Below are 13,696 nucleotides of genomic sequence, written 5' to 3' on the forward strand. Positions count from 1 at the left end.
CGGTATAATGAATAAAAACGTTTTGACAACATAAATAATAGTATTATTTAAATGGTTTGGATTATTGGTAATCATATATTTTTCTTATTTGATCAAAAGTTTTTTCGAAAGCTAATCTAAGTTGATCCAATTCAAAAAATTTAAGAGCAGGGAAAAATACTTGTTCTATTATTCGGTCATCTTTAGTTATTATGTATCGCTTAAGCTCTTTGATGAACTTTAATCGAATCTTTTCGTAAGCAAAATTATTACCTAGGTTTAAATTACTTATTTCTGCAATCAATTTTTTTGCATCTTGAAAGTCATTAAAAAGTAATGAAAAAGCCGCATTAGTAAGTGCTGTTATAGCTGCATGTTGCCACTGATAATCGTTAGTTTTATTGTTAAATTGAGTTATTATTAATTTTGATAAGCCATAAACACGATTTCCAGGCAAAACATAGAGGGTATTTGCAAAATTGAAAATATCCGCATAATGCCAGGCTTGAGTTTCAGACAATAGTTCTATCAGCCTATTTGTATCTTGTTTTGAAAATAAGTTGATTCTTGTATCTGAATTTAGACAACTACAGGCTATCGCTGCTCTAATTAGTAAAGTTTTGTCAAATGGCTTACGCCTACTAGCGTCTAAGTATAAAAGTGACAATCTTTTAAGCTCGCTGTCATCATTACCATTGTATGCAGAAACTATTTTTTTATAGTCAAAATTATCAGTTAAGCTATCTGTAACAAATTCTGAAGGTTTAATTTGCATACGCTCAAGCATAGCTATTACTTTTTCAAAGGACATATTAGCTTTCCCAATTTCCCAATAATACAAAGATGATTTTGATGTAATATCATGAGCTGCCATATCCAAACTAATATGTTTTTGTTTACGCAAATTTTTGAATTTTTTTCCAAATTTATTATCATGCATGGAGGTTCCTCAATTGAAAAGAAAATTATATAGCTTATCTATTATCGCAATATTATTAGAAGGATCATTAGAGTTAGTTCCACTTAACTTTAATGATGTCTTTAATGCTATTTCTCACTTTATAAATTGATTTTACCACAAGTAAAGTCTTGCTTTTGCTACTAGTAAATAGCTATCTAGGCGTTTAATAGCTTAAATTATTCTTTTCATCAAAAAAGCGGTTAAAAGCTTTCTTACTTTTAACCGCTTTTTTAATATTAAGATACTAAATCTATTTAGCAACCAATAACGATAGTTAGAATAGGCATAGGTTTCTTTACCTGATTTATTACTGGCCGTTGATCATTAGCAAAATTTTCAGCTTTGGTAACGGTTGTAAAAGAAAAAAGACTATAGCGCATAAAGCTGAATTAAAATAGTTCTGTTTCAGTTTTTAAAACTCAAAAAACAAATTGTAATAATTATTTACGGAAATCAAAAATATAAAACTAGAATAAAAAGCAGAGATTAACTACTACAGTTAATCTCTGCTTTTTAAATATATATTACAACAATATTATTTAACTATTTTCAAAATTTAACTGCAAGTTTCCAGTCAGCCGCTTATTTAGTTCTAGAATAAAAATCGGTATTAAACTTCCAAACAGAACAACCAGCCAGCCTTGAATAGGCAATAAAGTTAGATGCAAGAATTGTCTCAGATGCGGTAAAACCGTCAGCGATATAACTAGTGTCATACTTAGTAATAAGCCCCAATTAAGCATTTTATTCGTTTTAAAAGTTTGCCAAGATATTGGTTGCGAATCTTTAATCGCATAAATATCAATCATTGAACCAAGAGCTAAAACTAAGAAAACTAAAGTCATCCCTACTTGCGGATTGTTAGCTGAAATAACAAATCTGCCGTAAGCGTAAACGCCCAGAGTTAAAATTGTGAAAGTAATTGCGCGGATAATCATTCTTTGCATTAACCCCCGCCCAAGAAGACTTTCGTCATTACCTATTGGATCTTGAGCCATAATATTTGGTTCGCTAGGCTCTTTACTGATAAAGAATCCTGGTATTCCGTCAGCAAGAACATTAATAATTAACAATTGTTCTGCTAATAACGGCGCGCCCCAGCCAAAAATTGTGCTAATAACCATTAGGAAAATTTGGGCAAAATTGACACCTATTAAGAATTCTACGGCCTTAATAATGTTTTGGTAAACTGTTCTACCCTCTGCAACAGCTTTAATAATTGTAGCAAAATTATCATCAGTCAAAATCATATCTGCCGCCTCTTTTGCCACCTCAGTACCTGTGACTCCCATCGCAATACCAACATCAGCGGCTTTTAACGCTGGTGCATCATTAACACCATCACCTGTCATAGCAACAGTTTTATTAAGCTCTTGCCACATTTGAACTATCCTAATTTTGTCACTCGGCGATACCCGGGCATAGACACTGATATTTTGAATGCTTTGTTTTAGTTCAGCATCTGACATTTCACTCAATTCAGTACCAGTTATTGCCGTTTGACCCGAGTCCAAAATGCCAATTTCTTCTGCTATAGCTTTAGCAGTAACCAGGTGATCCCCAGTAATCATTACCGTTTTAATACCAGCTTGTCTAGCCTTGGCAATTGCTGCAGCTACCTCTGGTCGCGGAGGATCAATTAAACCAATCAGACCCGCAAGTTTTAAGTTTGAATTAATTTCTTTCCAAGCGGTTGGATCTGCATCTTCTGGCAATACTTTATAGCCAACGGCAAGTACTCGTAAAGCGGCAGCAGCCAGATCATCATGAGCCTTTTGACCAGCTTCAATTACCTTGCTTTGCGTCAAAGGCAGTCGATCTAAGGCACCTTTTGCAATCACCAACAAGTGACCATTAGGTAAACGATGAACAGTTGTCATCATTTTTTTAGCAGAATCGAAAGGATCTTCTGCAATTCGGGGAGCTTTTTCTTCTAGTTGTTGGCGCGAACTTCCCTGCGTTTTTAACCAGTTAACAATCGCAATTTCAGTAGCATCCCCAATGACTTCTTTTGACCCGTCCTTTTCCATAATTTTAGCGTCATTAGCTAAACCTAACATCTTTAATAAATTTTGACCAGCCTCCGGTAAATCAGCCGCTTTTTTAATATCAGTTTCTGGAGTCCAATACTTAGTGATGGTCATTTTATTTTGAGTTAAAGTGCCTGTTTTATCAGTAGCAATCACGTCAACATTACCAATCGTTTCAACGGCGCCAATATGTCTGATAATAGCGTTACGGTCAGCCATTCTTTTGACACCACGTGACAGACTGATTGTCACAATAATTGGCAAAGTTTCAGGGACGGCTGCAACTGCTAAAGATAGTCCGATCATCAGGCTATCCGCTAAAGCCTTATTTTGCATTCCCATACTTAAAGAAAAAATTACCACTCCGCCTAATGCAGCAAAAAGAGTCATCCATTTTGATAAACTATCCAATTTGCCCTGCAAAGGAGTTTGTCGTTTCTGGGTTTTATTCAAAAGATTCGCAATTTTACCAAGCTCGGTTGCCATCCCGATTGCAGTAACTTGAGCTAGCGCACTACCACCTACAACAGCAGTTCCAGAAAAAATACGCTCATCGTCAGTTAAATTAGTTTCTGCTTTAAAGTTTGTTTTGGAAACTGCTAAACTTTCTCCAGTTAAAATTGCTTCATCGACAGTTAAGTTAGTTTCTTCTATTATTACCGCATCTGCCGGAACCTGATCACCAGTATTTAGATAGATTAAATCACCAGGCACCAATTCGGAAGCTGCTAAGGTAATATCTCGACCATTGCGTCTACCCTTAGCTGTTGGCAAACTCATTGCTTTTAAAGCAGCTAGAGATTTTTCAGCTGAAGCCTCTTGATATAAGCCGATTACAACATTAATTATTAAAATCAGGCTAATTACAATTGTCTTGGTCCAGCCACCGTTTTGAAAAATAGCCATATATGTTGCTAAGACTACTGCCAGCAATAGTACTAACGACGAAATGTCCTTGAGGTGATGCCATATTTTTCTATATAACGGTACCGGCCGCTGTTCCAGCAGCTCATTAATGCCAAACTCAACACGCTTTTGTTCTACCTCAGCATCAGTTAAACCGGACTTGGGGGTTATTTTGAATAGTAGTTCTGACTTTTGGGACATGCTATCTCCTCCATTATTCGATTAAATTAAATTTACAATTAAGCTGTTTGAATAGAAAAGCAATATTTATCGTAATTAAGCCGATTTTATAAAAAGCTAAACTTGATTAATGCAGTAAAGACAATATTTCTTTTATTTTTTAAAAAAGCAGAAAGCCTCTGATAATTATCCGAAGTTTTCTGCTTACATGATTATTAAAAGTTGTTGTTAATTAACAACGTTTTTTCTAAAATTGCCTTTAGTTTAAAAAAAATATTTCTAAACTAAACTTCCTCTTTCCCATAAAAGCTTAATAATAGTATACAGGAACTGACATTTTTTGGCTATTTTTATGCTTATAATGTTTTCATTATATGATTTAAATTGCTTCTTCTCTTTTGCTAAAGCACTCTTTTTGTTATTTAAATTCTGGCAGCAAAATCTATTTTTAATAGCTCCAGTAGATAAATTAGTTAGCATTTACAAATGCTTGTTACCTGTATTTTCTGACAGAACCATCAAAGCTAATAAATTAGTAACTAGCTTTTTATCGTAATTTTTTCTTTCAAAATTTAACTATAAAAATAGCTCTGAAAGTTTTTTAACTTTCAGGGCTATTTGATTATAGCTGGCACCCAAGATAGATCTTATTTAATAGTAATCGTTCCCTCTGTTGAATCAGCTAAAAGAAAATTTTTCTTCGAATTCTTTTTGATAAAGTTTTCATAAGGCTTTGAATTTTTGTACCTAATTGCTTTTCCATCCGCTGTAAGCTGGTAACTCAGATTAGGTGCATTTTTAATAACTAAGTTACTACTTTGTAAAGTAAAAGAATTTTTATTGCTGAGTTGTGAATTGGTAATTTTAATATCTGAGTCGGAAGCATCAAGGGTCATTGATGAACGAGAATTTAAAAGCTTGCACCAGCCACCTTCTATCTTAACAACTGCCTCTCCCAGATCAGAGTTATTAAGTGTTGATCTATGGCTGCCCCCAGCTGATAAATTTGTACTTTTGGCATCAATATTGTCAATATCCAGATAACCGTCTGCACAACTTATAAAATATGCCTTAGCTTTCAGGTCTTTTAAACTGATATTTCCGTGATCACTGTTGCTATCAAATTCAGTATAGTGAACATTTTGAGGAACAGTTACATCAATTCTGGAGCCAATTTTACGCCAATTAATTGCAACAGGTCTGGGCTCGTATATATCCAAACGGTTATCGGCTAATTTAACTTGTACTGCGTCTGGATTAACACCCGTAACTGTAACTTGGTATTTTTTGCCTGAATGCAGAAAAACGTCTGAGGAATCAGTTTGAACAAAAACTTTATTAAATTTGTGGTTTGAGACGTATGTACGTGTGAGCTTAGTATTATCAATAGCTTTCAAGGTAAAGTGATTATGGTTAGCGATTATTGGTTTTACACCATTATTAGACCAACCAACGAGCATCATAACCAGACCAACAATTAAAGCCAATCCACATATGCGGTAAAACTTTCTCATATTTAATCCTCCTTTACCATCTAAGCATTAACTTTATAGTAACGCTGCTTGAAAATTCTTCTGCCAATATGTTGAAAAAAAGCAGCACATTCTGCAGTTAAGAAACGGATAAACTTCATAATTATTGGAAATAGCAGTAAGCTGACACATGTTAAAACCATGCTTCCTCCGACGTAGAAAAAGCCTGATGCCCAGTTGCCGCCAAAAAGCAGTCCAAACGACCTAACCAATATAAAAACACCAGAGACAAATAGAGACGTAATAACGATAGCAAGAGCAATAAAGACTGCCGCTAAAGCGATCAATACAGCTACCATCACTACTACTGCCGCCAAAGCTAGTGGTATGCCGATTGGCGCTGCCAGAACTCCTAATAAAATAACCCAAATAGTTTTTAAACTAGACTTGGAAGATGTTTTTTGTGTTTCTTCTTTTTCAGGGACCGAAACAGAATAGTCTGCCATGATTTTTCGAGCTAATTGTTTAGGCGTTCCTAGCTCAGTAATTATGTCTGCTTCATTGTGGTAATTGCCATCAAGTAAAAATTCTTGATAAAATTGCACAACGTCTTTTAAATCTGAATTAGGCAGATCAATCAGATATTGTTTTAATTGCAAAATATAATTATCAATTATTCTGTTCATTTTCTTCTCCCATAACTTGATTCATTTTAGTGCTGAAAATTTGCCATTCTTTTTTTATTACTTTTAATTCTGACTTACCAGAGGATGTAATCTGATAATAATTTCTAGTTCTTCCTTGAAAAGGCCTTGAATAAACTGATAAAAATCTGTTGTTCCTTAATCTCCTGAGAACTGGATAGATCGTAGGCTCGGAAATACCAAAGAACGCTTTAGCTTGCTCTGTAATAACACGTCTATAGAGATTATTTCTTTTGATAAAAGATAAAATGATGCCATCTAGTAGACGATTCGGAATTACTATTGCCATAATTATTTCCTCCCATATTATATTATATATAATATTGTAGAGCTTAATTAAGGAGCTTTCAAGTCATTATCACAAGTTTTTAATTTAAGTTGACATAGTTACCATTAATTATTTTAAAAAAGCATTAGTCCAATATTTTTCTAAAACTAAAATCTACAGTTATGAAATCATGGTTTACTTAGGCTGAAAAATTTTTAAAAAATATTTGCCTTTTTTTAATCGTGGTGTATTATATATGTATTACAGTAATACATGAAAGAAGGAAAATCTATGAGTTTACTTGAAACTCGTGAGGTAACTCGCATCTATGGCAAAGGCGCAACTAAGTTTGACGCCTTACGTGGAATTAATTTACAAATTAATCGGGGAGATTCAGTTGCTATCATTGGCAAAAGTGGTTCAGGTAAGTCTACTTTGATGCACATCCTGGCTCTCCTTGACCACCCTACTAGCGGTGACGTCTTTCTAAATAATGAACCCACAAGTAAAATTAAAAATAAAGCATTATATAAGCTACGGAATCAGACATTTGGCTTTGTTTTCCAACAGTTTTTCTTAAACGCTCAAGACAGTGTATTAGAAAATGTGATGCTTCCTCTAAAAATAGCTGGCGTCACAGGCAGAGAACGCCGTGCAAAAGCTCTGGGAGCCATAAAGGCAGTTGGATTAGAAAGTAAAGTCAAAAATAAAGCCAGTGCTTTATCAGGAGGACAAAAACAACGGGTCTGTATTGCGCGTGCCTTAGTCAATGATCCCCAAATCATTTTTGCAGATGAGCCCACAGGAAACTTAGATTCAGCTACTAGCGAAAATATTGAAAATATTTTATTTAAACTACATCAAGAAAAAAATATCACTTTAATAATTGTTACTCACGATCCTGATTTAGCAAAAAAGTGTGCACGTCAGATTCAGATTAAAGATGGTCAAGTAGTAGGAGGAACACAGCAATGAGATTCCATGATATTCTTAACTCAGCGGCTACAAACTTATGGCACAATAAGGGGAGAACACTCCTAACCATTATTGCTGTTTTCATTGGCTCCTTAACTATTGCCATTACTATGGGTATTAATAATGGTGTTAATGATTATTTGAAAAAGCAGGTCGGCAATATTGGTAAAACTGAGCAAATGTCTATTTTGCCTGAGAGTTCCAGTCAAGATACGAATGAGCCTCAAAAATATAATACCAAGAAGAGCAGTCAAAACGCTGATGGTATGATGGACAAAAACGACATTAAAAAAATCAAATCAGTTAAAGGCTTAAAAGATTTTAAAGCGTTAAAGGACTGTGATGTTGACTATGTCCAAGGCCCTAATAAAACTAAATATCTTATAATTGCTCAAATAACGGAAGGAATCAATTATGATTTGGAAGTTGGTCACCAAGTTGCAACTAGTGGGAAAAAGTCCCAGATTTTAATCACTAAACCAATGGTTAAATCTTATGGCTTCAAAAATGCACAAGATGCTCTAGGTAAAAAAGTAACTTTAGTGACAAAATCACCCGTGACTAAGAAAAAAGCAAAAATATCTGCTACTGTTGTCGGAGTTAGAAATGATAGTATAGTATCAAAAGGTTTTGCCATTTACAGTAATGACTTAGGACGAAAAATAGTTGCAGCCAACCAAAAAGGTCTTCCGCAAGCATTAAAAGATAAATATGTTAGTGTCATTGCTACTCCTGTTAACAAGAGTGCCAGCAGTATTAAGCAAGTTGAGGACAATTTGACTAAAAAAGGATATTCCGGTATGACTCTTAAGGAAGCCGTGAATGAACTTTTCCTAACATTCAACGCAGTCACTGGGGTTTTAATAGTTTTTGGCGCCATCGCATTGGTAGCTGCCAGCTTTGGAGTAATCAATACTCTGTATATGTCAGTGAGAGATCGTACAAAAGAAATTGGTCTTATGAAGGCATTAGGACTCAGCAAGGGTAAAGTATTTTCTATATTCAGCTGTGAAGCAATCTTAATTGGTTTGTTTGGTTCTTCATTGGGTTTACTACTGGCAATGGGTTTAGGCAACGCCTTAAACAATTTTGCTGCTAAGTCATTCTTAAAAGGACTGGACGGTTTTACTTTAATTCAATTCAACTGGTCAAGCAGCTTACTAATTATTGGTCTCATCTGTCTAATTACCTTTTTAGCAGGTACGTTACCAGCCAAACGAGCAGCAAAACTAGATCCAATCACTGCTTTAAGATATGAATAAAAATCAAAAAACATCAGACAAAATCTGATGTTTTTTTGCTATAGTTTTAATTTACGCTAAATACTAATGAAAGAGATAAGTGAGAACCAATCGTTCTGCCAGATTAGTAGCTACTTAAATAATAACAATTTGAAGACATTCATTTTTTGACTCACTAAATTGACAAAATAATACCAGTAGTTTGCTATTCTAATTTCTGCTTTAGTCACTTTGGATAATCTTATTAATTTTAGGAGCTATTAAATCTTCCATTACTTTCATATCAACCGGTCTATAAGCATTATCAATACATTCATTCCAATATTCTAAGTGCTTTTGATCAATATAACTGTCTGATTCTTCAACCGCTTTACCTCCTTCTCCTTGTAGAGAGTACCAGTAAAAATATGTATAGCCATCAGAACATTCTTCTTTAAAAACTGTTTCCACAAACATTTTTTCTCCAGCCATAGTAGCGACTGTGTCTTGATGATGATTATTAAGAAAATCCATCCATTCTTGTGCTTTTTCTTCCTTACCCTTTTTAATACGAAAACGGGTTAATTCAATTTTTGACATTACTTATTCCTCATACCTACTTAAACAAAAAGGCATCAACTTTGTGTTGATGCCTTTTTTATATTAGTAATTAAAACTTATACGTAATAAGTATAGATTAACGCTTACTAAATTGTGAAGCTTTACGAGCTTTCTTAAGACCTGGTTTCTTACGTTCAACCATTCTTGGGTCACGTGTCAAGAAACCAGCCTTCTTTAGTGGTCCACGGAAATCAGGATCTACTTCAAGAAGAGCACGTGCAATTCCTAAACGAATTGCTCCAGCTTGACCTGAGAAGCCACCACCATTAACGTTAACCTTAACATCGTATTGATTTTCAGTTTCAGTCAAAGTTAATGGTTGTTTCAAATCCTTAACTAAGTTAGGAAAAGGAATGTATTGATCAATATCTTTGTTATTAGCAGTAATCTTACCGCTACCTGGTACTAAACGAACACGAGCAACTGAATTCTTGCGCCGACCGGTACCTGCATATGCAACTTGTTGTGCCATTATTTAACCTCCTAGATTAATTTATTAATGTCTAATTCTTCAGGTTTTTGTGCTTCGTGCTTATGATCAGCATCTGCATAAACATGCATCTTCATGAATTCTTGATGACCAAGAGTGTTTTTAGGAAGCATACCTTTAACTGACAATTCAACTAATCTAACTGGATTATTAGCCAGCAAGTCTCCAGCAGGAGTGGCCTTGATGCCACCACGGTAATCAGAGTGATGGTAGTATATCTTGTCAGTAGCTTTCTTACCAGTTAACTTAAGCTTAGCAGCGTTAATTACGATAACGTTGTCGCCGGTGTCAACATTTGGTGTATATTGAGGCTTGTTCTTACCTCTTAAGATAGTTGCTACTGCTGTGGACAAACGACCTAGAGATACGTCTGTTGCGTCAATAACATACCACTTACGTTCAATTTCATTAGGTTTTGCTAATTGTGTAGTACGCAATTTTATTTCCTCCGTTTTTACGTTGTTTGAATACAATAAGATTCCGGGGCCTATCGTGGACAAACATACTTTAATATAATAAGTCTTTTTAACTCAAAAGTCAATATTATTCCCTGTCAAGACGATATTTTTCTGGCACATCTTCATAAAAAACATGGTATAGAAATAAGCCACTTGCCTGTGCTGTCTCTCTTACCTGCTCACGATCTTTAGTCATTATTACCCGGGGAATATCATCTACAGGGCGTTTGCCTCTACCAATTTCCAGTAGCGTTGCCACTAAAATACGAACCATATTATATAAAAACCCTGAGCAAATAAAGTCAAAAACAATTTCATTAGATTGCTCATTTTTAGCAACGTTTACGTAATACATAGTACGTACTTTATTCTTTATTTGTCCGCCACTTGCAGCAAAGCTAGTAAAATCATGTGTACCTAATAAATCACGGGCTGCCATTTTCATTTTGTCAATATCAACTGGATATGGATAATGTCCTGTATAAAAACGTTTAAATGGATCAACAAAACGATCTAAACTAACATAATAACGATACCATTTGCCTTTTGCACTGTAGCGCACATGAAAATCGCTGTTAACGATCTCACATTCTTTAAAAACTATGTCTAACGGCAACATTGAATTTAAAGCACATATCATTCTTGCAGGTGGAATTTCTTTATCGGGATAGTCAAAGTGAATGACTTGTCCTAAGGCATGAACACCTGCATCAGTCCGTCCTGAACCTTCAACAATAATGTTTTTACCTTTTGTCATCTTTTTTAATGCAGCTTCAACGGTACCTTGTACTGTTCTTTGATGGGGTTGGGACTGAAAGCCGTGAAATAGATGACCATCATAAGCAATTGTCATTTTATATCTTGTTGTCATTAATGCGTCCTGAATACTAAAAGAAGTATCAATAATAAAATAAAATAGGCTAAGTTAATTAGATCGAGATATGACCAACGTAATACTCTAAATTTTGTTCTACCTTGATCTCCCCGATAACCACGCGATTCCATTGCTGTTGACAAATCTATCGCGGTTTCTAATGAATTGATAAATAAGGGAACAAGCAGTGGCGTAATTGCCTTTGCTCTAGTGATTAATCCCCCATTGTTAAAATCGGCTCCCCGAGAACGTTGAGCATTCATAATTTTAAGCGTTTCATCAAATAAAGTAGGAACAAATCGTAAGGCAATTGACATTACTAATGCGATCTTATCAACTGGTACACGAACTATCTTCAGTGGCTTTAGCAACCATTCTATAGCATCAGCAATTTCAAGCGGCTTAGTTGTCACTGTCATCACAGTTGAAATTAAGATTATTACTGTAAAACGGATAAATATAAACACCGCATTAGTAATACCATAACTTGACAAAGCAAATATCGTCCACTGCCAATATACTGTCCCACCAACCGTGAAAAACAGCTGCAAAAAAGAGGTAAATAAAATTAACCAAATTAGTGGTTTGACCCCATCCCAAAAAATCTTGGGCTTTAATTTAGTCGCAGCAACTGCAACAAAACTAAAAATAGTGACAATTACATAGGAAACAGGATTATTAGCCAGAAAGACAAATAAAATAAAAAGAATAGTTGCAAGTAATTTCCCCCGCGGGTCCATTCGGTAAATTATTGAATCGCCAGCCACATAACGACCGATTAAAATTTTACTCACATACTCACCTCTTCAAGTTTTTTTCAATTCCGGTAATTAATTCATCAATAGTTAGTGGTAACTTTTTAAATTTGAAATTGGTTAGTTTAGCAGCAAACAAAGAAGACTTTGGTTCTTCTAAATGATGCTCTTGCAACCACTTGCGATCTTTGAAAATTTCTTTTGGACTGTCTTCTTTAATCAACTTGCCGTGTTCCATTACTAGAACATTGTCAGCATAATCAGCTACATCGTCCATATTATGTGTAACTAATATTACAGTGTGACCTTCCTTTTGATATTCGGAAAAAAGGGCCATCATTTGTTTACGAGCAAGTGGATCAAGCCCAGCTGCCGGTTCATCTAAACACAAAATATCTGGCTCATAGGCCATAACACCAGCAATTGCTACACGTCTCATTTGACCGCCGGAGAGTTCAAACGGTGACCTGCCACCTATTTCCTCGGGTAAACCAACTTTTTTCAACCAATACTTAGCACTGGTCAGAGCCTTTTCTTTATCATAACCAAAATTTTTAGGACCAAAGGCAATATCTTCCAGTACTGTGTTTTCAAACAATTGCATTTCGGGAAACTGAAAAACTAAGCTTACGTGCCGCCTTAAATTTTTGAGATTTTTATTAGGAGTATCAGCAGTAATAGTCATTCCCGCTATCTCAATTTGACCATTTGTTGGTTTAAGGAGAGCATTAAAATGTTGCATCAAAGTTGATTTCCCACTACCAGTATGACCGATAATTGCATTAAAAGTGCCATCTTTTAGTTCAAAATTTACTTTATCTAAACCTTTTTTAGCAAGAGGTGTGTCAGGAGAATAGGTATAACTTACATTTTCGAATTTAATTGGCATAGGAAATTAATCAACTCTTTTTCTGAATCTACACTAGCAGGAATTTTCATAGAATCATTTAGCAACTTAGCTTTTATTTGCTCAAAAAATGGCACATCCAGTCCTAACTTTTTAAGAAGTTCAACTTGACTAAAAACGGTTTTTGTACTTCCCTCTGTTATCAACTTACCATCATTCATTACCAAAACCTGGTCAGCCATATTAGCCTCATCAATATCGTGAGTAATAGAAATAACGGTTAAATTATACTCGTCCTTCATTTGCCGCACAATTTTTAATATTTTATCTCTACCTTCAGGATCAAGCATTGAAGTTGCTTCATCTAATACAATTATTTTGGGCCTAATAGCAAGAATTCCGGCAATTGCGACTCTTTGCTTCTGCCCGCCAGATAGATTGGCTGGTTCAGAATTGGCATATTCGCTCATACCCACTGCTTTGATAGCTTCAGCAACAGTTTTAACCATTTGCTCATGGGGCACACCACGGTTTTCAAGTCCAAATGCTACATCATCAGCAACTGTGGCTCCTACAAATTGATTATCTGGGTTTTGAAACACAACTCCAACTTTATCACGTATATCCCAAACTGTATCGTCATTCAGTTTAATGCCGTCTACTTCAATTAATGAATTTTCTTTTTCATCTGGTACCAATAAGCCATTAATTAGGCGAATTATTGTAGATTTTCCACTACCATTATGACCGATAATTGAAGTCCATGAACCCCGCTCTACTTCAAAACTAATGTTGTCGATAGCAGGCTTATCAGACTCTGGATATGAAAAGCTCACATTTTTAATTTTAATAATGCTATCAGTTGCCATTTTCTCACCATCCTAAAAAGTCTGACTCAATTGTACCAAAAATTTCAAAAATTCTGAACACCGATCGTTAACGTTATGCCGTTTAAT

General features: G+C 35.1%; 14 protein-coding genes. 2 read left to right on the forward strand and 12 right to left on the reverse strand.

Annotation, left to right across the window (positions count from 1 at the left end; all coding sequences use genetic code 11):
• Positions 1–61: 61 nt before the first annotated feature.
• The 5 genes from JF73_RS06300 to JF73_RS06325 form a co-directional block, all read right to left on the reverse strand.
• Positions 62–919: a helix-turn-helix domain-containing protein gene (locus JF73_RS06300; RefSeq protein WP_046327469.1), complete on the reverse strand. Its 858-nt coding sequence runs from the start codon at positions 917–919 to the stop codon at positions 62–64.
• Between the two features lie 560 nt (positions 920–1,479).
• Positions 1,480–4,077 carry a cation-translocating P-type ATPase gene (locus tag JF73_RS06305; protein ID WP_046327470.1) on the reverse strand — a complete coding sequence of 866 codons (2,598 nt, stop codon included), beginning with the start codon at positions 4,075–4,077 and terminating at the stop codon, positions 1,480–1,482.
• A 626-nt stretch (positions 4,078–4,703) separates the two neighbouring features.
• The gene (locus JF73_RS06315; RefSeq protein WP_046327472.1) at positions 4,704–5,570 is read right to left on the reverse strand and encodes a DUF4097 family beta strand repeat-containing protein; all 867 of its coding nucleotides are present in this window, start codon (positions 5,568–5,570) and stop codon (positions 4,704–4,706) included.
• Positions 5,571–5,590: 20 nt separating this feature from the next.
• On the reverse strand, positions 5,591–6,214 hold the full coding sequence (locus tag JF73_RS06320; RefSeq protein WP_046327473.1) for a DUF1700 domain-containing protein: 624 nt from the start codon (positions 6,212–6,214) through the stop codon (positions 5,591–5,593).
• A complete protein-coding gene (locus JF73_RS06325; RefSeq protein WP_046327474.1) occupies positions 6,198–6,521 on the reverse strand; it encodes a PadR family transcriptional regulator in 324 nt (107 codons plus the stop codon). The genes JF73_RS06320 and JF73_RS06325 overlap by 17 nt, the downstream gene beginning before the upstream one ends.
• Before the next feature lie 270 nt (positions 6,522–6,791).
• On the opposite strand from JF73_RS06325, the gene JF73_RS06330 reads away from it, so the two are divergent.
• Complete coding sequence (locus JF73_RS06330; RefSeq protein ID WP_046327475.1) at positions 6,792–7,475, forward strand: ABC transporter ATP-binding protein; 684 nt, start codon at positions 6,792–6,794, stop codon at positions 7,473–7,475.
• Positions 7,472–8,737: an ABC transporter permease gene (locus JF73_RS06335; RefSeq protein ID WP_046327476.1), complete on the forward strand. Its 1,266-nt coding sequence runs from the start codon at positions 7,472–7,474 to the stop codon at positions 8,735–8,737. Before JF73_RS06330 ends, JF73_RS06335 begins: the two co-directional genes overlap by 4 nt.
• 201 nt (positions 8,738–8,938) lie before the next feature.
• Here JF73_RS06335 and JF73_RS06340 read toward each other — a convergent pair whose 3' ends face one another.
• The 7 genes from JF73_RS06340 to JF73_RS06370 all read right to left on the reverse strand — a co-directional run bounded on the left by JF73_RS06340 (position 8,939) and on the right by JF73_RS06370 (position 13,609).
• Complete coding sequence (locus tag JF73_RS06340) at positions 8,939–9,295, reverse strand: DUF6176 family protein (protein ID WP_046327477.1); 357 nt, start codon at positions 9,293–9,295, stop codon at positions 8,939–8,941.
• Positions 9,296–9,392: 97 nt separating this feature from the next.
• Complete coding sequence (rpsI, locus tag JF73_RS06345) at positions 9,393–9,788, reverse strand: 30S ribosomal protein S9 (protein WP_034980394.1); 396 nt, start codon at positions 9,786–9,788, stop codon at positions 9,393–9,395.
• A gap of 11 nt (positions 9,789–9,799) precedes the next feature.
• On the reverse strand, positions 9,800–10,243 hold the full coding sequence (gene rplM / locus JF73_RS06350) for a 50S ribosomal protein L13 (RefSeq protein WP_038523686.1): 444 nt from the start codon (positions 10,241–10,243) through the stop codon (positions 9,800–9,802).
• Positions 10,244–10,349: 106 nt separating this feature from the next.
• Positions 10,350–11,135 carry a tRNA pseudouridine(38-40) synthase TruA gene (gene truA, locus JF73_RS06355; RefSeq protein WP_046327478.1) on the reverse strand — a complete coding sequence of 262 codons (786 nt, stop codon included), beginning with the start codon at positions 11,133–11,135 and terminating at the stop codon, positions 10,350–10,352.
• Positions 11,135–11,932, reverse strand: coding sequence for an energy-coupling factor transporter transmembrane component T family protein (locus JF73_RS06360; RefSeq protein WP_046327480.1), 798 nt, complete (start codon positions 11,930–11,932; stop codon positions 11,135–11,137). Before JF73_RS06360 ends, truA begins: the two co-directional genes overlap by 1 nt.
• Positions 11,933–11,936: 4 nt before the next feature.
• The gene (locus tag JF73_RS06365; protein WP_046327481.1) at positions 11,937–12,782 is read right to left on the reverse strand and encodes an energy-coupling factor transporter ATPase; all 846 of its coding nucleotides are present in this window, start codon (positions 12,780–12,782) and stop codon (positions 11,937–11,939) included.
• Positions 12,758–13,609, reverse strand: coding sequence for an energy-coupling factor ABC transporter ATP-binding protein (locus JF73_RS06370; RefSeq protein ID WP_038523696.1), 852 nt, complete (start codon positions 13,607–13,609; stop codon positions 12,758–12,760). Before JF73_RS06370 ends, JF73_RS06365 begins: the two co-directional genes overlap by 25 nt.
• Positions 13,610–13,696: the final 87 nt, after the last annotated feature.

The organism is Lactobacillus helsingborgensis, assembly GCF_000970855.1.
GTDB classification, from domain to species: domain Bacteria; phylum Bacillota; class Bacilli; order Lactobacillales; family Lactobacillaceae; genus Lactobacillus; species Lactobacillus helsingborgensis.

Coding starts and splice junctions, on each gene's coding strand:
- JF73_RS06330 (WP_046327475.1), top strand. CDS start 6,792: ATGAGTTTACTTGAAACTCGTGAGGTAACTCGCATCTATGGCAAAGGC.
- JF73_RS06340 (WP_046327477.1), bottom strand. CDS start 9,295: ATGTCAAAAATTGAATTAACCCGTTTTCGTATTAAAAAGGGTAAGGAA.
- JF73_RS06365 (WP_046327481.1), bottom strand. CDS start 12,782: ATGCCAATTAAATTCGAAAATGTAAGTTATACCTATTCTCCTGACACA.
- truA (WP_046327478.1), bottom strand. CDS start 11,135: ATGACAACAAGATATAAAATGACAATTGCTTATGATGGTCATCTATTT.
- JF73_RS06300 (WP_046327469.1), bottom strand. CDS start 919: ATGCATGATAATAAATTTGGAAAAAAATTCAAAAATTTGCGTAAACAA.
- JF73_RS06315 (WP_046327472.1), bottom strand. CDS start 5,570: ATGAGAAAGTTTTACCGCATATGTGGATTGGCTTTAATTGTTGGTCTG.
- JF73_RS06335 (WP_046327476.1), top strand. CDS start 7,472: ATGAGATTCCATGATATTCTTAACTCAGCGGCTACAAACTTATGGCAC.
- JF73_RS06320 (WP_046327473.1), bottom strand. CDS start 6,214: ATGAACAGAATAATTGATAATTATATTTTGCAATTAAAACAATATCTG.
- rpsI (WP_034980394.1), bottom strand. CDS start 9,788: ATGGCACAACAAGTTGCATATGCAGGTACCGGTCGGCGCAAGAATTCA.
- JF73_RS06370 (WP_038523696.1), bottom strand. CDS start 13,609: ATGGCAACTGATAGCATTATTAAAATTAAAAATGTGAGCTTTTCATAT.
- JF73_RS06305 (WP_046327470.1), bottom strand. CDS start 4,077: ATGTCCCAAAAGTCAGAACTACTATTCAAAATAACCCCCAAGTCCGGT.
- JF73_RS06325 (WP_046327474.1), bottom strand. CDS start 6,521: ATGGCAATAGTAATTCCGAATCGTCTACTAGATGGCATCATTTTATCT.